This is a genomic window from Alteromonas sp. AWM4_230 (assembly GCF_056158305.1).
The window spans coordinates 608,890-628,962 of record NZ_JBSWTB010000001.1 but is presented as its reverse complement, the minus strand read 5'-3'; the positions used below and the strand labels follow the sequence as shown (position 1 = coordinate 628,962).

Below are 20,073 nucleotides of genomic sequence, written 5' to 3'. Positions count from 1 at the left end.
AGGATATTTATTATGTTTGGACTTTTCAAAAGCAACCCAACCAAAAAGATGCGAAAGCAGTATGATGCCCTCCTTGAGAAAGCCATGCATGCGCAAAGAAACGGCGATATAAAAACGTACTCCTTGCTCACAGCGCAATCTGAACAGCTATGGAAAGAAATAGAGGCATTAGAACAAAGTGCGCCAAAATCATAGAGCGCTATAAACCAAGATAAATAAGGCGCTTAGTAGGTGATGTTAACGCCCACTGCATAGCGAGCGCCTGCATCTTGCACCAACAACAAATGGTTACTGAATCGACCACGTTTGTGCACGGTTTCGTTAGTAATATTGATACCTTCAAAAAATACAGAAACCCTCGGGCTAAATTGGTATGAAAGGCTCATATCCCACTGCTTGTAGGGGCTAACAAAGGTAGGCTCGGTGCTTTGGGTTTGGTTCAGCGATTGCAAGAAGCCTTCTCGCTGGTTCCAGGCCACCCGCCATTGCAGCGCGTTTTTTTCATAAAACAGCACCATGTTTTTGGCACCCGACAAGCCCGTAAGCGCAAAGGTTGAACGGATATTGGCGGTGTCTAATTCAGCGTTGCTATCTACAAAGCTCGCATTGGCCTGAATTCCCCACCCTGACTCGCCAAACAAATGCTGTACTGCTACCTCTACCCCTTCAACCGTTGCAGACTCACCGTTGCTAGGAGATATTACGGAAAACTGCGCTAACGCATCAGCATCATCAACCGCATTTGGATCTGTGCCGGTGCTAGGGTCAGTCACGTTATTAAAGGTTTGTGTACTGCTTTCGTTAACAATGAAATTATCTACCGTTTTTCTAAAGTAACCTGCAGATAAGTAGCTATTTTCTTGGTAGTAATGCTCAATGGCCAAATCAATGTTTTTTGCCTCGAAGGGCAATAGCTGTGCGTTTCCGATACGCGCTCTCAGATCCCCACCTTGTCGCGTAGTGGTATAGGTTACACCTGGCGCCATCTGTTCTAAGGTTGGACGGGTGATACTGTGATTGTAAGCAGCCCGAAATACCCAGCTATCTAACCAGCTGGCTTTAAGACTAACGCTAGGTAGAACGTTGGTGTAGTTTGACGATTCATCAATGCTTACCGAGGCGCCAAACTCTTGCCCCAATTCGGTTTGGTCTAAAATGACTAACGCAGATAACTGTTCGTCGACACCACTTACTTTTACGTCAGTATACTCAGCGCGTAGCCCTAAATGCACATCGATAAACCAAGGCGCAAAATCCTTTTCGATAGCGGCCTGAGCATACCCCGCATACACCGTTTCTTTGACCGCGAAAGAACTTCCCCGTGTTTCAGCGGCTAGACTGACATCACCGGTGCTCTCCAAGTAACGGAATAACGTATCACCGTCGTGACGTAGCCACTGATGAGGTATGTTCTCGTGCCCGCTAATTGACCCAAGAAAATCGTCGCCTGCGTCAAATACAGTTTGGAAGCTATCGGGGATATCTGGTACATCAAAATAGCCACAAAAACTACAGTGTCTTGCGTCGGCTTCATTGTCTCTTCTTTCATTAGCTTTTTCGCGCTGAGTTAATGCTCCACCAACGTCAATTTTGCTAAACCAGTTATCATCGCCAAGTACGCTAACATTGACTTTTGCTTGCCCTATATCGTCGTCAACACTCCAACCTCTGCGCAGCATTACGTGGGAACGGCCGTTAGCGGGGTCTAAGTAATGGGAGACACCCATCGGCTCACCTAAAGCATTAACTTGACGAGAGTTGGCTTGTTCAAAGCCCGATATTGCGGGCAATATATTCGACTGACGATGATCGAATGAAGAGCGATTTAGATAACCGATAAGCGAGAGAGAATTCCCCTCTCCGTTATTGTCATCGACATTAGCCATTGAATAAGACAGATCAGCATCTACAATGACACTATCGCTTGCGATATATTTTGCTGCAAAACCGAAGCTTTTTAAGGTCGATGAACGGTTAAAAGTGCGGGCGTGAAAGTCGGTGGCGTGCCCACTGTTTTGTGAAAAAGACACCGCTGTGCCATTTTTATCAACCGTAACATCTTCAAGATTACTTGACGTGAACCAATGACCCATTGAGGTTGCCGAGGTCTCCACATCGAATGTCGACCCCAAATAGTCGGCAATAAGCTCTAGCTTGTTGTTGGGTCTATACTGTAAAACGAGCGCAGATCCCGTACGGGTTCTATCATCAAACCGCACTCTTTGATCGTAATTTCTGGGAACGTACAATGTAGGAACGTCCTCATTAAGCTCACTTGCAGGTACGTTAGTATTTATTAACCAGCCATCAATTTGCGCTTCTTCTAACCGCGCTTGACGCTTGTGTTGAGTAAAAGAGGCTAGAATACCAAACGAATTATTTAAATAGGTGTTGCTGAACATGGCAGACGTCGAAGGCGCATATTGTTGCGAGTTGGTATCGTACTGCATTTTGACGCTGCCAGCCGCCCTCATTCCTTTGAAGGACAAAGGTTTAGCGGTGTGAACATCAATTGTAGCGCCGATACCACCTGACTGCATAGTCGCCTGGCTTTGTTTGTGCACGGTTACACTGCTGACAATCTCTGAAGCCAGAGTATCAAAGCTGAATTCGCGCCCTAGCTTATCGGTTGCCATAGGCCTGCCGTTTAATAACACCCGATTAAATTCCGGCCCAAAGCCCCTTACTGTAACAAGTTGGCCTTCACCTTCTGCGCGGTCGATAGATACGCCAGACACACGCTGTAGCGCTTCTGCAAGGTTTTGGTCGGGAAACTTACCCATATCCACCGACTGGATAGTATCAATGATAATGTTCGCGTTGCGTTTAATCCCCACTGATTGAGCTACACGCGCTCGCAAGCCCCTTACTTCAATGTATTCAATGTCGTAACTGCCCTGCTCGTCAGGTACGGTCACCAAGCTATCGTCTTGTGCGGTAATGGCGTTAAAAAGACGACCAAGCAAGTGATTGTTTTCATCACTTTTGCTAGCAGGCACTATTTTTATTCGGGTGTTGTCGACAATTTCAGCACTCAGGCCTGTACCAGCTAAAAGCTTTTCTATTGCTACTTGCGGCGTATAGTTACCACTTACTTCATTTGCAAAAATATGTCTGACTTTGTTGAAGGGAAAGACAACGGTCAGCTCGGCTTGATTGGCAAACGCGATGATCGCCTCGTCTGCACTTTGTGCAGGAATAGTGAAATCTATTGAGGAGAGCGGCGATGTATTCTGTGTAATCACTTCTTTTTGTTGGTGAGGCAGCACTGACTGTGCAATAACAGTGTGGCTTGCGCCGAACGACATCATGCACAGCGCAACCGTTAAAGCCTTAGGCTTAAAAGGCAGCGTGGGTAGTGTGTCGAAAGGGTTATTTGCCACAGGCATATTTGTTTTTACGCTATTGTTATTATTAATTTATGAGGGGGCAATGCATATGCGTCACCCTGCTCTTTATTGTTGGTGTTGTTTTAAACTAGCGCCGCATTATATACAACCCATTAACAAATTTAATTTTTGAGCGATAATGTTGAAAATACTGGGGGAAAATAGCCTGGCTGTCGTCTTAGTAAGTAACAACGATAAAAAATAACAATATGCCCATAGAAACAGCCATACATAATGCCTATATGTCGGCGCGCGGCTCGATGGCCAAAATGCTATCGCGCCTTGTGCCGCCTAAAGAAGTAGATGACATACTGCAAGATACGTACGTTCGCTTGTGTCAGGCTAAATCTACCGAGCATATTAAAGAGCCCAAGTCGTTTTTGTTTAAAACCGCAAAAAACTTGGCTTACGATCATTTAAAGCGTGCTGATACGCGGATGGTAGACGACAGCGTAGAGGTTGCGGCAGCACTGGAAAGCGCAATTAGCGGTGTTGAAGATGAAACGTTTCACAACAACGCCACCCAGCAAGAGTTTAAGTTGTTTTGTGACGCAGTGCGCGCCCTTCCCAAGCAATGCAGGCGCGCATTTGTATTGAAGAAAGTATATGGCTACTCTCTTAAAGAGATTGCCCAAGAATTAGAGATAAGCGAAAAAACCGTGGAAAAGCATATTGCTGAAGGAATAAAAAGATGCACCTTGTTTATGCGACGACAAACGACGTCGTACACACGGCCGAACGCTTATCAAAGTGGTGGGCAACACAGTACGGCGGATGTAAAGAGAGACGCCCATGAATAGTTCAACAGACGAAACAAAAATTGACAAGCCAGTCACTCAAAGCAACGTCGTTCAATTTAACAGTGACGAACGTATACTAGATGCCGCTAGCGAATGGCTTGTTAAGTTAGACGAAGGGCTTGATGACGACGAAGCGCAAGCGCTAAAAAACTGGCTTAAGACGCCATTGCATCGAGACACTTTCCTTGAGATGGTCGTTTTATGGGACAAGATGTCGGTGCTAAAAGAACTGGCTGATATCGTACCTCATACACCTGAGCCTAGCGTCAAACACAAAACAAACAGCATCGTGACTTGGAAGCGCCCACTGGCCATTGCTGCCTCATTTTTAATGGTCGGGCTGTTAAGTTATCAGGGGCTAAATTTATTCTCGCCGTCTAATCAAACCGAACCTGTTGCACAAATGGCAAGCTACTCGTTACAAGCCTCGACCAAACCGGGCGAGCACAAAAGCATTAGCTTAGAGGACGGCAGTACACTATGGCTTAATACCAACTCTCAAGTGAACATCGCTTTTACTGAAACCTCACGGATTATTCAGCTTGTCAAAGGTGAGCTTCATATCGAAGTGGCGAAAGACAAATCCCGCCCGCTCAATGTACTTGCAGCAGGTAAAGCCATACAGGCGGTTGGTACTGCTTTTAATGTGCAATATCACCGCGGCGACCTTGAACTGGTAGTTACCGAAGGCGTGGTAGAAGTCGCCAGCTATATACTTAACAAAGCGAATGGCGAAAGCATTATTGATCCAATTATTAAACCGCAGGCTCAGCCACTGACGTTAGTTCAAGGTGAAAAATCGCTTTTATCTTTGCCTAACAGCACCGTTGAGACGGTGTCAGATAAAGATATCGCGAATGATTTAAGCTGGCGTGAAGGCAAGATTGTATTTCGCGGCGAGCCATTAATTGACGTGATTGAAGAAGTAAGCCGATATACGGATAAAACGGTCGTTTTAGGTGATGCTGCGCTTGCTAACATGCAAGTAGCAGGGCTATTCAACACCAATGATGTAGACGCGCTTATTGCCGCCCTTGCCGACAATTTACAGATATCTACAGACTACTCTAGCGACACTATTGTTCTTCGCCCCCGTTAACGGTGGGTTTGGCTCATAAGTTCTTACTTAGCATTATTGAGCTACAAACTAAGCGTAAAGCGCGTTCTAAAGCTTAACTCGCGCTTTTACCCACTCCCCCTTACAATGACGCCTTATACCAGTCGGCATGCATTGGTATGATAGATAAATGCATTAAACAATAAGGCGTCTTTGATATGCAAATAGGCAGTACTTTAACGGCAATTAAGCAGCTCACTTCCAGGCTACTATTTCTGGCAACCTGCGCGGTGCTATCTAATACAGCTTTCGCCATTGAAGCTGGCCAATATTACTATTTCATCTCTGACAAGTGCGTGGCTAAAGGCCCTCAAACGCCCGAAGAGCGAGGCGCCGTAACCCCAGATGTTATGCTATTTGAAGTGGTACCTGCGGGGATCAGCGACTACTACGTAAACATGAATACGAGCGCACTGATTCACTATACAGAGGAAGGGCAAGCGCACCTTTCTTCAATGGAAGCAGAGCAGGCCTATACTGCTGGTAAAGCACCGTCGAAAGACAGCCTTAGAAAAGATGGCAATGCCATCCAGCACGACTTCATGCTGCAGCGCGAAGCAATAGATTTAAAAACCTTAATAAACACGTTAAATGGTTTTTCCCAGCTTCAGTCTGATAAAGGCTACTTTTTTAAGAAAATTGTAGGCCTTTCTAACCCCGACGCTAAATTTAAAGCCATAACCCGGGTTCGCTTAACCGATATGGGTTATGAAAACCGTATGATGCTAACAAGCTACACCAGCGACTATTTTATGCTTGATGAACAAGGCAAGGCCTCTGACACGCCTTTTATTACGGTAGATCACGGCGCAGCACTTCGCGGTTCACTGCACAACACCAACAGCCCGTACGCCATATTTACCAAAAATTTAGTATGCGGTGAAAAGTGGGAGCCCGGCAATTAACAAGGTAATTAGCTAGGACATACTTTAAACGCTTGTTGAATGGAGCGGGCTTTCTTCGCCATAGCGGCTTTGGTTTTAAGCGGCTTTGATTTTAAAAGGCTCTGGTTTTAATTACTACGATAGAGCGTTTTAATAAGGTGGTAGCCGAAACGGGTCTTCACCGGCCCGTGTACTTTTAGCACGTCTTTTTTAAATACCACATCGTCGAAGGCTTTTACCATTTGGCCTCTACGGAATTCACCAAGATCGCCGCCACGCTTGCCCGACGGACATTTAGAATGACGCTTTGCTAACGTCGCAAAATCCTTACCCTTTTTAAGCTGCTCTAAAATAGAAAGCGCTTCTTTCTCTGTTTTTACCAAAATGTGAAGTGCGGATGCCGTTGCCATGCCTCTTCCAATATTGAAGTATTAATTATTGCAGTATACCGTATAATGCGACACATCTTGGATGTTTCAACATTATTATATCAATGGAGTGGTATGCGCCAGCTTGTAATGTTACTTTGTTTTTTGCATCTCACATTTGCGGCGGAGGCTGACCAGCCAAAAAATGTGATTTTTATCCTCGCTGACGACTTGGGCTGGAACGACACGTCAATCTATCAACATAATAAGTTCTACGAAACGCCGAATATAGATGCTCTAGCACAAAAAGGAATGACATTTACTCAGGCATTTAGTAATAGTCCATTATGTTCCCCGACTAGAGCTTCTATTCTCACGGGCCAGACACCTGCTCGACATGGTATTTTAAATCCGAATATCGAGACGCCTACAGTTAGGCTTACTTCATCTGAACGTAGCAGTGGTCCCCGAAATCAATTATCAACCGTTCCCCTAACAGCCACTCGTCTTGACACATCACTTCCTACTCTGGTCAAGGTTTTAAAGAACGAGGGTTATCACACGGCGCATTTTGGAAAATGGCATTTAGGCTCTTCGCCATATAGCCCTCTCGAACATGGTTTCGATATAGACATTCCGCACTTCAGCGGCTCTGGCCCTTACGGAGGTTATCTTGCACCTTGGTCTTTCGCTCCGAATTTAACGCCCGAAACAGAAGAGGAACATATAGACATCCGTTTAGCTAAAGAGGCAAAAAAGTGGATTTTAAACAATCACAGTCGAGGTCCTTTTTATGTAAATTTCTGGTCATTTTCGGTACATGCTCCCTTTAACGCCAAACAGGATGTTGTGGACCACTTCATTAACAAGCGCTCCCCTTTTAACAGCCAACGAAGTGCAACTTACGCAGGAATGGTAAAACACTTTGACGATGCTATCGCTATTTTATATGACGCGTTAGAAGAGGTTGGAATTATAGATGATACTATCATCGTGTTTACATCGGATAATGGGGGGAATATGTATGATGTACTGGGCGAGATTCATCCAACAAGTAACTTTCCTCTTCGCAGCGGTAAGGCGACGCAATATGATGGTGGCAGTCGCGTACCTACATTCATAATATGGCCAGGCCTCACTCAGTCAAACACCTTATCCAATCAACCTATCCAATCTGCTGACTTTTATCCTACTTTATTGAGTGGGTTAAACGCAGAAATGCCGAAAGGACATATTGTAGATGGTGAAGATATTCGCCCAATATTGCGTGGTGACACCTTATCGCCCAGACCTATATTCACATATTATCCCACAATGCCTCGCGTTCCCGATTGGTTACCTCCTTCCGCTACAGTCTTATACGACGGTTGGAAACTAATAAAGACATTTTTTTACGGTGACAAGGAAGAACATAGGTACGCCCTTTATAATGTTGCAAGTGATGTAGAAGAAGCCCGTAATCTAGCGAATGAGAGGCCAGATAAATTAATAGAATTAGACAGTATTTTATCTGAATACTTAGTATCCACAAATGCCTCTCTGCCTCTCGAAAACCCCGACTATCAACAAGGAACATTTAGCTTTTACAGCATCGGAAAACCTGCAGACCAATATCTACTCCCTGAAGAACAGACATCGAATAACCTATCCCTAAATTTATCGATTTCAAGCCCCCTCGCAAATGCCGGAGACAAGCTTTTTGCATCATGGGATCTATTGAATGGAAGTGCTTCCTCAAGCGTCAGTTATCGCCAATTCATGGGCCCAGACGTAACAACCGAGGCACAGAATAATGGTTTTAGTTTCACTGTACCAGAAGTGGATACTGCTCAATATATCAGCTTTGCGTTCATTGCTAAAGACCACGAAAAGACAGTTAGAAAGCAACTGAGCGTTAAAGTTTTGCCCGTGAATGTTGCACCTACGATCAGTTTGTTACATACAACTATCACAGCTTCAAAAGGCAGCAGATTAACTATTAACTACACTGTGAATGATGTTAATAAAGATAAGCTCTACTTGAGGGTTCAAAGCGATGATTTATCTATCGACGAGAATATTAGTATTGCACGACCTGTTTATTACCTCGATATTCCTGCCTCATTTACTCAAAACCAAGCAGGCATAAATTTTACTGTTTCCGATGGACTCACTTCAAACTCTAGTGCATTACGGATTACTCTTTCCGAAGCTCAGGGCGGAGGCTCTACAAATAATGGTGGAATACAAGAGAGTAGAACAGGAGGAGGGAGTATTATTATGCTGATTCCAATCCTGTTAATTGCTTTAGGACTCAGAAGTTTGTCTTATTCGCTACTCAAAAGCTGAAGTAGCTCAATTTGAGATAGATTTTAATTGTAGGAATGTTAAATAAGCCACTAGCGCGAATAAAATGTTGATAATACCAGAATTCGACTTAGCCCAAGCGATAGGAATGTTGAGTTTTGCGCTTGGCATTTTGTGCTTTTATCAGCGTGATGATCAGCACCTGCGAATAATGATGGTGGTGATGAATTTAAATCACGCCCTGCATTTTGCGCTACTTGGTGCCGTAACCGCATGCTTAAGTGCCTTGCTTTCAGTGGTAAGAACAGGTATTTCAATTAAAACCCGCTCCCGGAGTGTCGCCTATCTATTTATATTAATATCGCTAGCAGCCGGGCTGTATTTGGCCGAAGTTTGGTACGATTTATTCCCTATTTTGGGCACATGCATAGGCACTTATGCCTTATTTTGTTTGTCAGGAATACGTATGCGTTTAGCGTTTTTGTGCGGCGCTATATGTTGGCTAACCAACAATATTATTGTCGGCTCTATTGGCGGCACCCTGCTTGAAGCTACGCTACTGGCAGTTAATAGCTTCACCATTATTCGCTTGTACAGAGGGCAAAAAGCACTCGGTCAGGCATGATTGCTAATTTATGCCAGACTATGCTCACAATCTTCACGTCTTGATTGCCCAAAGCATTGTTATCAAAGAGGCTTTCATTCTGCAAAAAATACGGGAACCTCTCATTTAGCTGCGATAAATGGAAAGGTAATTAGAGGCATATTTAGGCCGCAAACAAAAAAAGCGCAGCTCTTAGAGCTGCGCTTTTCTTTTAAGCGTTAAGCTTGGGGGGGGATTACATCATGCCGCCCATACCGCCCATGCCGCCCATATCAGGCATTGCAGGCGCTGCTTCGTCTTTAGGTAGTTCAGCTACCATTGCTTCGGTAGTGATCATTAGTGAAGCAATTGAAGACGCGAACTGTAGCGCAGAGCGCGTTACTTTAGTTGGGTCAAGAATACCCATCTCCAGCATGTCGCCGTAAGTGTCGTTACCTGCGTTGTAACCGTAGTTACCGTCGCCGTTCTTCACTTCGTTAACAACTACTGATGCTTCTGCACCTGAGTTGATAGAGATTTGACGTAGAGGCGCTTCCATTGCACGTAGTGCAAGCTTAACACCTACAGTTTGGTCTTCGTTGTCGCCAGTTAGGTCAGCAAGTTTAGCTGCTGCACGAACTAGTGCTACACCACCACCAGGTACCACGCCTTCTTCAACCGCTGCACGCGTTGCGTGTAGTGCATCTTCTACGCGGTCTTTCTTCTCTTTCATTTCAACTTCAGTTGCTGCACCAACCTTAATTACTGCAACACCGCCAGAAAGCTTAGCTAGACGCTCTTGAAGTTTTTCTTTGTCATAGTCAGACGAAGACTCTTCAATTTGACCTTTGATTTGAGCACAACGGCCTTCAATCGCTTCTTCGTCGCCGTTACCGTCAACAACTGTTGTGTTGTCTTTGTTGATAACTACGCGCTTAGCAGTACCTAGGTCTTCAAGCTGAACTTTTTCAAGGTCTAGACCAATCTCTTCAGAGATTACAGTACCGCCAGTTAGGATAGCGATGTCTTGAAGCATTGCTTTACGACGGTCACCAAAACCAGGTGCTTTAACCGCTGCAACTTTAACGATACCGCGCATGTTGTTTACTACTAGAGTAGCAAGCGCTTCGCCTTCAACATCTTCAGCGATAATCATAAGCGGCTTACCAGCTTTCGCTACGCCTTCAAGGGTAGGAAGTAGTTCGCGGATATTAGAAATCTTCTTATCAACCAATAGGATGAACGGATTGTCTAGTTCAACAGTACCGTTTTCTTGGTTGTTGATGAAGTATGGAGATAGGTAACCGCGGTCAAACTGCATACCTTCAACAACGTCTAGTTCGTTTTGAAGTGCTTGACCTTCTTCTACAGTGATTACACCTTCTTTACCTACTTTTTCCATTGCTTGAGCAATGATGTCACCAACTTCTGCATCAGAGTTTGCAGAGATAGTACCTACTTGTGCGATAGACTTGCTGTCTGCACAGTCAGTAGAAAGGGCTTTAAGCTCTTCAACTGCTGCAACAACCGCTTTGTCGATACCGCGCTTAAGGTCCATTGGGTTCATACCCGCTGCAACGCTCTTAAGACCTTCAGTTACGATAGCTTGCGCTAGAACGGTTGCAGTAGTAGTACCGTCACCCGCTTCGTCGTTAGCTTTAGACGCAACTTCTTTTACCATTTGTGCGCCCATGTTCTCGAACTTGTCTTCAAGCTCGATTTCTTTCGCTACAGATACACCATCTTTAGTGATAGTAGGTGCACCGAAAGACTTGTCTAGAACAACATTACGGCCTTTTGGACCTAGTGTTACTTTAACTGCGTTAGCTAGTGTGTTTACGCCTTTTAGCATTTTGCTGCGAGCGTCATCACCAAAACGTACTTCTTTAGCTGCCATGATTAAATTCCTCTAAAATTCGTTTTAACGTTAGTTGTAATTACTCAACAATCGCTAGAATGTCGCTTTCGCTTAGGATTAGTACTTCTTCACCATCCAGCTTTTCTGTTTTAACGCCGTAACCGTCGTTGAAAATAACGGTGTCGCCTACTTTAACGTCTAGCGCTTTAACTTCGCCGTTCTCAAGAATGCGACCGTTACCTACTGCGATTACTTCGCCGCGTGTAGATTTTTCTGCTGCAGAACCAGTCAGAACGATACCGCCTGCAGATTTGCTTTCTTGCTCTGCGCGCTTAAGGATTACGCGGTCGTGTAAAGGACGAATTGCCATTTTCAAGTCTCCTGAAAATTCCACTATTCAAGTTTATGTGATTACCAATATTCAGACTGTCTGAATATTGTGTGCCTGGGTTGCTCATTGCTGAGCAGTTAAATTCTTATCTGCACGGATAGATGGGGTAGTACCCAGATAACTTCAAGGGTTTTTGAACAAAAAAATGTAAAAAAATTGGTTTTTTCGCTAAATACTTCTTTTTATTGGGCAAGTAAACGCCGTTTATCTCGGTAAACAGCGTTAATAACCTGAGAGAAAGGGCCTTGAGATTAAGGTCTGTGGACCTTTTTATTTTAAGCGCTTATCCGGGTCGTTGGTGGTGCGATCCGAGTACTCACCTTCAAATACATCACCATCGTTGTTGTGTGAGCGTGAACGCTCGTCGAAAGGGCTTTGCCCAAACGGTGACTGACCTTGCCCGAAACCTGAAGCTCCCGGACCCATACCAGGCCCCATTCCCGGAGCAACAACGCGCATTTTCATATGCTTACTGACCTGAGCAGCAAAGAAGTGACGAGAGCCTGGCATTGCCAATAAGAAGCCGAAAATATCGGTAATAAAGCCTGGTGTAACAAGTAAAATGCCGGCAACCACTAGCATTAATCCTTCAACCAGCTCTTTTCCAGGCACTTCATTTCGCTGCATTTTTTCTTGTGCCGTCTGCAGCGTACTCACGCCTTCGCGCTTAACAAAATAAGCACCAATAAAGGCAGAAAGAATGACCAAGCCAACGGTATTCCAGCCACCAATCACGCTGCCTACATTAATAAGCAACGCAATTTCTAAAATAGGTAATAGGGCAAACAGTATAAATAAAACCCGCAAAATGCTTCCTCTTTCATGTATTCATAACCTGTTATAAGGTCTTTGTACGTAATAACAAGAAAAGGTGCCCATCCTTTCGCTTAAATAGCCACTTAAAGCGACCGATAACGACCGTTATATACTTTGGCTGTGAAAGAATAGTGTGGAGTTTCAGGTCTATTACGCATCGGCTCATTAGCAAAGTAACAGGCGCAAACAAGGTAGAATACGTTTATGACAATAAAGCTTGTACTGTGTACCACTCCAGATGAAAAGACCGCGCAATTAATTGCTAGCACCCTCGTTGAAGAAAAGCTTGCCGCCTGCGTGAATGTTATTAAAGGTATAGAGTCGGTTTATGAATGGCAGGGTAAGGTAGAGATCGATACGGAATGCCAGTTACTCATTAAAACGAACACACAGCTTGCATTACAAGCTTTTGATAAAGTAAGCGAGTTACATCCGTACGATGTACCTGAATGGCTAGAACTTAACGCCGAGGCTAGTAGCGCTTACGGTCAGTGGTTGCAAACCACGCTACAGCGCTAGTTCAAACGTAATTCCAAATAAAAATAACGACAACGCAAAATAGATATAATGAATCGTAACTTTATGACTTTACCTTCTTTTTCATCCGGCACTACATCAGCTTCGCTGTTACATCGCTTTACCGCTTATGTTCTCTCAGCGTTTTGTTTAATAACGTTATTAAGCACGTTCGCATTGGCTCAGGTGCCCAATGCCTTTGACGATCCGTTCGTGGATGAACCACAGTTTTTAGATGTAGACCAAGCGTTTGCGTTCGATTTTAACCAAGAAGACGATGTGCTTACGGTAAGCTTCGATATTGCCGACGGCTACTACTTGTACCTAAAGCAGTTTAAGTTTGTGGCGAAAGAAGCTGAAATCGGCGAGCCTGTGTACCCAACCGGCGTAATGATCGAAGATGAGTTTTTTGGCGAGTCTGAAGTGTTTTACAATGGCGTATCTATTACCTTGCCCGTTGAATCAGCGAGCAGTGACGGCGTAGTAAAAATTCGTTATCAAGGCTGTGCTGACGCAGGGCTTTGCTACCCACCTACGGTGAAAGTCGTGTATTTAAATGAAGTGGGAAGCAGTGCAGTTGCTGATACAGACACTATCTCAGAATTAAATAACGCAGCGACCTCTTCGCAAAGCGAGCAGTTTGACCTAGCCCAACAGCTTATCGATAAAGATAACCTTGCTCTTACTTTAGCTCTATTTTTTGCACTAGGCGTAGGCTTAGCCTTTACACCTTGCGTGTTCCCTATGTATCCCATTGTGTCGGGCATTGTGATTGGTCAGGGCAAACCTAAAACCGCATCGCATTCATTCTGGCTAACCTTCGTTTATGTACAAGGTATGGCGATTACTTACTCGTTGCTTGGCTTGGTGGTAGCAGTTGCAGGGGCGCAATTTCAGGCTGCGTTGCAACATCCAGTTGTGCTGGGCGTATTCATTGTGCTGTTTGTGGCGCTCGCCATTGCTCTGTTTGGTGGTTTTGAAATTCAGCTGCCAGCAAAGTATCAAGAAAAGCTCACTCACATGAGTAACAACCAAACCCCTGGTAGTTTTGCAGGTGTGTTTGTGATGGGTGTTTTGTCAGGTCTAATCGCATCGCCCTGCACTACGGCGCCGCTAACCGGCATATTGTTATTTATCGCCCAAACTGGCGATATGGCCTTGGGCTTCATTTCCCTTTACTTGCTTAGTATAGGCATGGGCGTTCCACTTATTCTGTTCGGGATGACGGGCGGTAAGTTGCTACCTAAGGCGGGTAACTGGATGAATGTGGTTAAAGTAACCTTTGGCTTCATGATGCTTGCGGTAGCCATTGTGTTTATAGAGCGTTTATACAATAGCCCTGCCACTGGCTTCCTATGGGGGTTGTTAGGTTTTGGTCTATTCGGTTATTACTGGGCACTTAACCGCGCAAGTAAGAACTCACTAATGAAGCTTGTACGCGCTGTTATCGTTGCAATGGGAATTATGGGAAGTGCTGGGCTTACTTATCAAGCAGGGCTCAATACCGGGCTTTGGGGCGAACACGCTGAAGGTGTTCACGCCGGGCACCCAGACTTTGTTGTTGCCAGAGACTTAGCAGACCTACGCAATAAAATAGCGGCGGCTAACGCACAAGGTAAAACCGTGATGTTAGATTTGTACGCCGACTGGTGCGTTGCCTGTAAGGAATTCGAAAAATACACATTCCCAGATGAGCAAGTGGTATCTGCACTCAGCAATACAGTATGGATGCAAATGGACCTTACCGATAATACGCCAGAGCGCCAGGAGATTTTTGACACCTTCACTGTGCTAGGCTTGCCTACTATTTTGTTTTTTGACGAAAACGGCGACGAGCTAACTAAAGCGCGTGTGACTGGGTTTATGAAAGCAGAGGCCTTTGCTAGTCATGTGAACGAGTGGCTTGACAGCGCTAAAACCAACCGCAGTCAGAATGAGCGCGCCAATTGAAGTAATTAGTACTAAGAAGTGGAGTTGCCCATAGCGCATTGTTCGTGGCGTTAACGGCGACTTCAGTAATTCGGGGTATCGAAGCATTTACTTAATTTTGCAGCCCCTCTTGGTCCCCCCCTTACTGAAACCGTGAACTATTGCTCTTATGCTTTCTATCGCCTGCCTCTCAAAAACGCAGCATGCTGGGATCTAACACCAGCATTCCGAGCAAATAAAACAAAAAACTTTGCGCCGAAAACACCTGATTAGACCAGTATTTTGCTGCGAAATCTTTATCTATCACTATAATCATCAGTTAACACAATAAACGAGCAGATAAATTGGCTTTTTTTCGTGCAACTGTCACAAAAGTTTGTTGAAATGGCAACAACAGTGACATTTTCCCGAAGATAGCAGCAAACTAGATGAATATTTTGTTATTAAACGGCCCTAACCTGAATATGTTAGGCCAAAGAGAACCCGACAAATACGGCACGCAAACCTTGCAAGACATCGTTGATGATTTGCAAGCGCAGGCTGCGTCGAGCAACGTGAACCTAACGCATTTTCAGTCTAACGCTGAGTTTGAACTGATCGACCGCGTACACGCAGCTATGGGAACTGTTGATGCCATTATAATTAATCCTGCTGCCTTCACGCACACCAGTGTCGCCCTTCGCGATGCATTGTTAAGTGTCAATATTCCGTTTATTGAAGTGCATTTGTCGAACGTTCACGCCCGTGAACCTTTTCGTCATCATTCTTATTTTTCTGATGTTGCAGCTGGCGTCATTGTTGGCCTTGGTGCCATGGGCTATTCGCTCGCGCTGACTGCGGCAATCAATTTACCGAAATCGCCAAAATAGAGCAGAGACAGAACATGGATATTAGAAAGATTAAAAAACTCATCGAACTAGTGGAAGAATCTGGCATTGCCGAGCTAGAGATCACTGAAGGCGAAGAGTCTGTACGCATCCACCGTGGTCCAACAGGTGTTCAAGCGCCAATGAACTACAGCTTTGCAGCACCAGCTGCACCGCAAATGGCCCCTGCCCCAGCTGCCGCTGCAACAACAGCGTCAGAAGCGCCTGCTGCAGAGCCAGCTCAGCCAGACGGTCACGTTGTTAAGTCTCCAATGGTAGGTACGTTCTACCGTGCATCTTCACCAACGGCAAAACCATTTGCAGAAGTGGGTCAGCAAGTAAAAGTTGGCGACACGCTTTGTATCGTTGAAGCGATGAAGATGATGAACCAGATCGAAGCAGACAAAGCTGGTGTGGTTAAGGCAATCTTGGTTGAAAACCAAGACCCTGTAGAATTCGACCAGCCAATGTTCATCATTGAATAAGCGAGTGCTTAACTATGCTAGATAAAGTACTTATTGCTAACCGTGGTGAGATTGCCCTACGTATTTTGAGAGCCTGTAAAGAACTGGGCATCAAAACCGTAGCCGTGCACTCGACTGCGGATAAAAACTTGAAGCACGTGTTGCTAGCTGATGAATCAATTTGTATTGGTAAAGCATCGGCAACCGAAAGCTACCTTAATATACCGCGCATTATCGCTGCGGCAGAGGTCACAAATTCAATCGCTATTCACCCAGGTTACGGTTTCCTAGCAGAAAACGCAGACTTCGCTGAAGCGGTAGAAAAGAGCGGCTTTATTTTCATTGGCCCTAAAGCTGAAACTATTAACCTGATGGGTGACAAGGTTTCTGCTATTAACGCTATGAAAAAAGCTGGCGTTCCTTGTGTACCTGGTTCAGACGGCCCGCTAACCGACGACGCCGAGCGCAACAAAGCGATTGCAAAGCGCATTGGTTACCCAATCATCGTTAAAGCCGCTGGCGGCGGTGGTGGTCGTGGTATGCGCGTAGTTCGCAGCGAAAGTGAACTGGTAAAAGCCATTGAGACCACGCAAGCGGAAGCTGGCGCAGCCTTTGGTAACGCAACGGTCTACATGGAAAAATTCCTTGAAAACCCGCGTCACGTAGAAATTCAGGTATTAGCCGATGGACAGGGCAACGCCATTCACCTAGGTGAGCGTGACTGCTCAATGCAGCGTCGTCACCAGAAAGTGGTTGAAGAAGCGCCTGCACCGGGTATTTCTGAGCAAATGCGTGCAAAAATTGGCGATCGCTGCCGTAGAGCCTGTATCGAAATTGGTTATCGCGGCGCAGGTACGTTCGAGTTCCTATATGAAAACGGCGAGTTCTATTTTATTGAAATGAATACCCGTATTCAGGTAGAGCACCCAGTATCTGAAATGATCACGGGCGTTGACCTTATTAAAGAGCAACTTCGCATTGCCGCAGGTCAGCCACTGTCAATTGATCAGTCGCAAATTCAAATTCGTGGCCACGCTATTGAATGCCGAATTAACGCAGAAGATCCACAAACCTTTATTCCTAGCCCTGGTCCTATCGATATGTTCCATGCGCCAGGTGGTTTGGGTATTCGTTGGGAGTCGCATATCTACGCAGGCTACCACGTGCCACCTTACTACGATTCAATGATTGGCAAGCTTATCACCTATGGTGAAAGCCGCGACGAAGCGATTGCTCGTATGCGCCATGCTCTTGAAGAGATTGTGGTTGAGGGCATTAAAACGAATATCCCTCTTCAACGCGCCATTATGGCCGATGAAAACTTCTTCGCAGGTGGAACCAACATCCACTACCTAGAGAAGAAGCTAGGTTTAGCCTAATCCCCCCTTTGGGCTACACAGTGTCTTTCGTGTAGCCCAATTTTCTTCCTTCGCTATTCGCTATTCGCTATTCGCTATTCGCTATTCGCTATTCGCTATTCGCTATTCGCTATTCGCTATTCAGTACATTCTAATTTTCCGATTACCACAATCAATTTTTAACGATTTTCCTATTTAAAAATTGGCTCTATACTGCATACAAGTTTTAAGACATCTCCCTGAGTTTGAAACTTTTTGTGTGTTTACCCTTATTGGAGTCCCACTCCACTTATTGTCGGCATCCCTGCCGGCTTTTTTTTGCCTTTTTCCCATTACATTGCAATTTATTTGCGCCAATTAATTAGATTTAATGTATAAAATAATTAGTCATGCCGTGTAGGGTTTAATAAGTGCGAAAACCGGTTTTTCTTGTTTTACCACTCATCATTGTTACTGGAACTGACGCTCTTGCAGAGCCAATGTCGCCTTCCTTCTCACAGAAGCTAGACATTCAAGTTCGATACGATGAACGCTCTAATCGCCCTAGCAGAGAACAATACCGATTGCGCTACTATCCCTCTCTAGCAATCACCTCAACGTGGTCAGTAAACAGCTTTGTTGTTACGGGCGATGACTTTTCATCAAGCCACAATACGTTCGGCAGCGATAACACCGATTATCTCTATGCAAGGCGACTTTATTTAAGGCACGAGAACGATTACGGCAAAACCGAGTTAGGCATTATACCGACTTACAAAGGGCGTGTTTCTTCCACCGGCTTATCAAAAGATGGTTGGATAACCGGGGTACGTCACGTGAGGCAATTAGCAAACAACACCGCCATTGAGGTAGTAGTTGGCCAACTAGCTAACGCAGAAGCGTCTGAAGCCTTTAATATTGGGGGAGAAGATGAATATTTCGAAGTAGAGTACTCAGCAAAAATGGGCCAACGCCACAGTTATGAGACCAGTTTTGAAAAAATGCTCGGCGGTACATTCGCTCGTGCAGAATATCGGTTTCGAGTAAACGACGAAGATACGGCGTTTGTTGAATTAGTGCAGCGTATGGATGAAAGTGCCGCAAAAGTTGTAGTGGGCACCAGCGGCGAATTTGCAGCCAGTGCGTTTAACACGTCATACCCTATAGAATACTTCGCATACTACTCCTACATAGACAGCGACTTTGGCGAACGCGCTGAACTAATTGAAGATTTCTTGGGAACAGGTCACGGTGGCTCGCTGGAATTTAGCGGCGTATTATCTGAAAAGCATGATGTGGAATGGTTTGTCAGAGCGGATGTTGTAGATAGCGTCAGCCGGTTACTGGCCGGCATAAAGCTTTCTTTCGAAAGTTAAGTGACTGACGTTCGTCAGTTCGTTAAAACAACCGATAGCATAAGAACGGCTAAGCCAAATAAAAAAGGCCCATCAAACGATGGGCCAAACAGCAAGAACGCGTACACACTTTAACAGTGCATAATAGATTACGAGCTGGTCTGCCAATACGTTCAGTTATTTCAGATTACGTATTTTTAACCTAGCCTACTTTCATCCAGCTATTGGTTTTACTAAAATCAGGCGATGTTAGTTAGTCAGGATTATTAGGTCCATGGCTAAAAAGCTATAAGTTTTACCCGCAACAAAAAGGTGTTCTTGTGCCAAGCCGCTACGCTCAGTTCAAAGAAAAACTTCCCATTTCTCGCCTTTCTGATGAAGTGCTTCTTGCATTTCGGGTTTTATTCGATGCTCCACTTGATATTGTAGATTTAGCGCAAGATATTGCAGATTTGGCGATATACCCTGAACGCTTAAAAGAGAGCTACAGAAAAGAGTGGGAGGCCTATGTTCTCAAAGCGCTTGCTTTTGAAATTAGGCAGCACGACGATTTATCCACTGCCGAGTTTATAGAACTCATGATGAGTAAGGTTGAAGCATTGCAGCAAAATGATGAAACCTACCAAAATCTTTTACGTCAGGTTCACCATGCGAAGAGCATTCTGCAATCAGAAAACACGGTTGTCTTCCCAACGCCTTTGCGCCAAGAACTAACCGCGTTTCTTTTACCTATAACCACTATTACTCCGCCAAAGAAGTAACTTGGGCTAATTCACGTTGTCAGACTGGTAACGCCAAACAAATACTTATCAAAATTACTTATTGGCACTTTTATATTTGTACTGCGAAGGACAATAACCCCTATCCACTCCTTCTGGGCGCAAGCTCGCGTGTTTAGTTTTTCTGCCCGACACGCGCTCACGCCAGTTTTTAAAGGTTTTTTGTTTAAGGTTCTTACGCATAAGCTTTATCACGTCTTTTTCCGGCAGCCCGTATAAACGTTCAATTGCTTCAAACGGCGTACGATCTTCCCACGCCATTTCAATAACTCGTGATTCTTGTTCTTCAGTTAATGCCATGTTTTACATCTCAATATGCACGTTATAACTCAACT

The 20,073-nt window shown here is 44.9% G+C and carries 19 protein-coding genes; 13 read left to right on the top strand and 6 right to left on the bottom strand.

The genetic code is table 11. The features are described 5' to 3' along the window. Positions 1 to 12: 12 nt before the first annotated feature. Positions 13 to 195, top strand: a complete 183-nt coding sequence (locus ACXACS_RS02725) for a DUF6435 family protein (protein ID WP_474803775.1) — start codon at positions 13 to 15, stop codon at positions 193 to 195. 29 nt (positions 196 to 224) lie between these two features. On the opposite strand, the gene ACXACS_RS02720 is transcribed toward ACXACS_RS02725, so the two are convergent. Beyond that, the gene (locus tag ACXACS_RS02720) at positions 225 to 3,389 is read right to left on the bottom strand and encodes a TonB-dependent receptor (protein WP_474803772.1); all 3,165 of its coding nucleotides are present in this window, start codon (positions 3,387 to 3,389) and stop codon (positions 225 to 227) included. A 209-nt stretch (positions 3,390 to 3,598) separates the two neighbouring features. On the opposite strand from ACXACS_RS02720, the gene ACXACS_RS02715 reads away from it, so the two are divergent. The 3 genes from ACXACS_RS02715 to ACXACS_RS02705 all read left to right on the top strand — a co-directional run bounded on the left by ACXACS_RS02715 (position 3,599) and on the right by ACXACS_RS02705 (position 6,211). Further along, complete coding sequence (locus ACXACS_RS02715; protein WP_474803769.1) at positions 3,599 to 4,189, top strand: sigma-70 family RNA polymerase sigma factor; 591 nt, start codon at positions 3,599 to 3,601, stop codon at positions 4,187 to 4,189. Next, positions 4,182 to 5,288, top strand: a complete 1,107-nt coding sequence (locus ACXACS_RS02710; RefSeq protein ID WP_474803766.1) for a FecR family protein — start codon at positions 4,182 to 4,184, stop codon at positions 5,286 to 5,288. Before ACXACS_RS02715 ends, ACXACS_RS02710 begins: the two co-directional genes overlap by 8 nt. 176 nt (positions 5,289 to 5,464) lie before the next feature. Beyond that, positions 5,465 to 6,211 carry a hypothetical protein gene (locus tag ACXACS_RS02705; protein ID WP_474803763.1) on the top strand — a complete coding sequence of 249 codons (747 nt, stop codon included), beginning with the start codon at positions 5,465 to 5,467 and terminating at the stop codon, positions 6,209 to 6,211. A gap of 107 nt (positions 6,212 to 6,318) precedes the next feature. Here ACXACS_RS02705 and ppiC read toward each other — a convergent pair whose 3' ends face one another. Beyond that, entirely contained in the window at positions 6,319 to 6,600 is a 282-nt protein-coding gene (gene ppiC, locus ACXACS_RS02700; RefSeq protein WP_012520075.1) for a peptidylprolyl isomerase PpiC, read from the bottom strand. Between the two features lie 93 nt (positions 6,601 to 6,693). Here ppiC and ACXACS_RS02695 point away from each other — a divergent pair, with 93 nt between their 5' ends. Further along, positions 6,694 to 8,886 (top strand): sulfatase, encoded by a 2,193-nt coding sequence (locus tag ACXACS_RS02695; RefSeq protein ID WP_474803758.1) that lies wholly within the window; start codon positions 6,694 to 6,696, stop codon positions 8,884 to 8,886. 64 nt (positions 8,887 to 8,950) lie between these two features. Then, positions 8,951 to 9,469 carry a YgjV family protein gene (locus tag ACXACS_RS02690; RefSeq protein WP_101566352.1) on the top strand — a complete coding sequence of 173 codons (519 nt, stop codon included), beginning with the start codon at positions 8,951 to 8,953 and terminating at the stop codon, positions 9,467 to 9,469. Positions 9,470 to 9,683: 214 nt separating this feature from the next. Here ACXACS_RS02690 and groL read toward each other — a convergent pair whose 3' ends face one another. The 3 genes from groL to ACXACS_RS02675 all read right to left on the bottom strand — a co-directional run bounded on the left by groL (position 9,684) and on the right by ACXACS_RS02675 (position 12,483). Continuing rightward, positions 9,684 to 11,324: a chaperonin GroEL gene (gene groL, locus ACXACS_RS02685; RefSeq protein WP_474803754.1), complete on the bottom strand. Its 1,641-nt coding sequence runs from the start codon at positions 11,322 to 11,324 to the stop codon at positions 9,684 to 9,686. A gap of 40 nt (positions 11,325 to 11,364) precedes the next feature. Further along, entirely contained in the window at positions 11,365 to 11,655 is a 291-nt protein-coding gene (locus tag ACXACS_RS02680; protein ID WP_012520088.1) for a co-chaperone GroES, read from the bottom strand. Between the two features lie 291 nt (positions 11,656 to 11,946). Further along, positions 11,947 to 12,483, bottom strand: a complete 537-nt coding sequence (locus tag ACXACS_RS02675) for an FxsA family protein (RefSeq protein WP_474803750.1) — start codon at positions 12,481 to 12,483, stop codon at positions 11,947 to 11,949. A 213-nt stretch (positions 12,484 to 12,696) separates the two neighbouring features. On the opposite strand from ACXACS_RS02675, the gene cutA reads away from it, so the two are divergent. The 7 genes from cutA to ACXACS_RS02640 all read left to right on the top strand — a co-directional run bounded on the left by cutA (position 12,697) and on the right by ACXACS_RS02640 (position 19,720). Beyond that, a complete protein-coding gene (gene cutA / locus ACXACS_RS02670) occupies positions 12,697 to 13,011 on the top strand; it encodes a divalent-cation tolerance protein CutA (RefSeq protein ID WP_474803747.1) in 315 nt (104 codons plus the stop codon). A gap of 63 nt (positions 13,012 to 13,074) precedes the next feature. Next, positions 13,075 to 14,958 carry a protein-disulfide reductase DsbD gene (locus ACXACS_RS02665; RefSeq protein ID WP_474803744.1) on the top strand — a complete coding sequence of 628 codons (1,884 nt, stop codon included), beginning with the start codon at positions 13,075 to 13,077 and terminating at the stop codon, positions 14,956 to 14,958. A 407-nt stretch (positions 14,959 to 15,365) separates the two neighbouring features. Next, positions 15,366 to 15,806 (top strand): type II 3-dehydroquinate dehydratase, encoded by a 441-nt coding sequence (aroQ, locus tag ACXACS_RS02660; RefSeq protein ID WP_474803741.1) that lies wholly within the window; start codon positions 15,366 to 15,368, stop codon positions 15,804 to 15,806. Between the two features lie 14 nt (positions 15,807 to 15,820). Beyond that, positions 15,821 to 16,288: an acetyl-CoA carboxylase biotin carboxyl carrier protein gene (gene accB / locus ACXACS_RS02655; RefSeq protein ID WP_015068439.1), complete on the top strand. Its 468-nt coding sequence runs from the start codon at positions 15,821 to 15,823 to the stop codon at positions 16,286 to 16,288. Between the two features lie 14 nt (positions 16,289 to 16,302). Then, positions 16,303 to 17,646, top strand: coding sequence for an acetyl-CoA carboxylase biotin carboxylase subunit (accC, locus tag ACXACS_RS02650; RefSeq protein WP_118491308.1), 1,344 nt, complete (start codon positions 16,303 to 16,305; stop codon positions 17,644 to 17,646). Positions 17,647 to 18,104: 458 nt separating this feature from the next. Continuing rightward, a complete protein-coding gene (locus ACXACS_RS02645) occupies positions 18,105 to 18,980 on the top strand; it encodes a hypothetical protein (RefSeq protein WP_474809193.1) in 876 nt (291 codons plus the stop codon). A 299-nt stretch (positions 18,981 to 19,279) separates the two neighbouring features. After that, a complete protein-coding gene (locus tag ACXACS_RS02640) occupies positions 19,280 to 19,720 on the top strand; it encodes a hypothetical protein (protein ID WP_474803736.1) in 441 nt (146 codons plus the stop codon). Positions 19,721 to 19,774: 54 nt separating this feature from the next. Here the strand turns inward: ACXACS_RS02640 and ACXACS_RS02635 are convergent, their stop codons facing one another. Further along, positions 19,775 to 20,038, bottom strand: coding sequence for a TIGR03643 family protein (locus ACXACS_RS02635; RefSeq protein WP_179984972.1), 264 nt, complete (start codon positions 20,036 to 20,038; stop codon positions 19,775 to 19,777). Between the last annotated feature and the right edge of the window lie 35 nt (positions 20,039 to 20,073).

Coding starts and splice junctions, on each gene's coding strand:
- ACXACS_RS02725 (WP_474803775.1), top strand. CDS start 13: ATGTTTGGACTTTTCAAAAGCAACCCAACCAAAAAGATGCGAAAGCAG.
- ACXACS_RS02720 (WP_474803772.1), bottom strand. CDS start 3,389: ATGCCTGTGGCAAATAACCCTTTCGACACACTACCCACGCTGCCTTTT.
- ACXACS_RS02715 (WP_474803769.1), top strand. CDS start 3,599: ATGCCCATAGAAACAGCCATACATAATGCCTATATGTCGGCGCGCGGC.
- ACXACS_RS02710 (WP_474803766.1), top strand. CDS start 4,182: ATGAATAGTTCAACAGACGAAACAAAAATTGACAAGCCAGTCACTCAA.
- ACXACS_RS02705 (WP_474803763.1), top strand. CDS start 5,465: ATGCAAATAGGCAGTACTTTAACGGCAATTAAGCAGCTCACTTCCAGG.
- ppiC (WP_012520075.1), bottom strand. CDS start 6,600: ATGGCAACGGCATCCGCACTTCACATTTTGGTAAAAACAGAGAAAGAA.
- ACXACS_RS02695 (WP_474803758.1), top strand. CDS start 6,694: ATGCGCCAGCTTGTAATGTTACTTTGTTTTTTGCATCTCACATTTGCG.
- ACXACS_RS02690 (WP_101566352.1), top strand. CDS start 8,951: ATGTTGATAATACCAGAATTCGACTTAGCCCAAGCGATAGGAATGTTG.
- groL (WP_474803754.1), bottom strand. CDS start 11,324: ATGGCAGCTAAAGAAGTACGTTTTGGTGATGACGCTCGCAGCAAAATG.
- ACXACS_RS02680 (WP_012520088.1), bottom strand. CDS start 11,655: ATGGCAATTCGTCCTTTACACGACCGCGTAATCCTTAAGCGCGCAGAG.
- cutA (WP_474803747.1), top strand. CDS start 12,697: ATGACAATAAAGCTTGTACTGTGTACCACTCCAGATGAAAAGACCGCG.
- ACXACS_RS02665 (WP_474803744.1), top strand. CDS start 13,075: ATGACTTTACCTTCTTTTTCATCCGGCACTACATCAGCTTCGCTGTTA.
- aroQ (WP_474803741.1), top strand. CDS start 15,366: ATGAATATTTTGTTATTAAACGGCCCTAACCTGAATATGTTAGGCCAA.
- accB (WP_015068439.1), top strand. CDS start 15,821: ATGGATATTAGAAAGATTAAAAAACTCATCGAACTAGTGGAAGAATCT.
- accC (WP_118491308.1), top strand. CDS start 16,303: ATGCTAGATAAAGTACTTATTGCTAACCGTGGTGAGATTGCCCTACGT.
- ACXACS_RS02645 (WP_474809193.1), top strand. CDS start 18,105: ATGTCGCCTTCCTTCTCACAGAAGCTAGACATTCAAGTTCGATACGAT.
- ACXACS_RS02635 (WP_179984972.1), bottom strand. CDS start 20,038: ATGGCATTAACTGAAGAACAAGAATCACGAGTTATTGAAATGGCGTGG.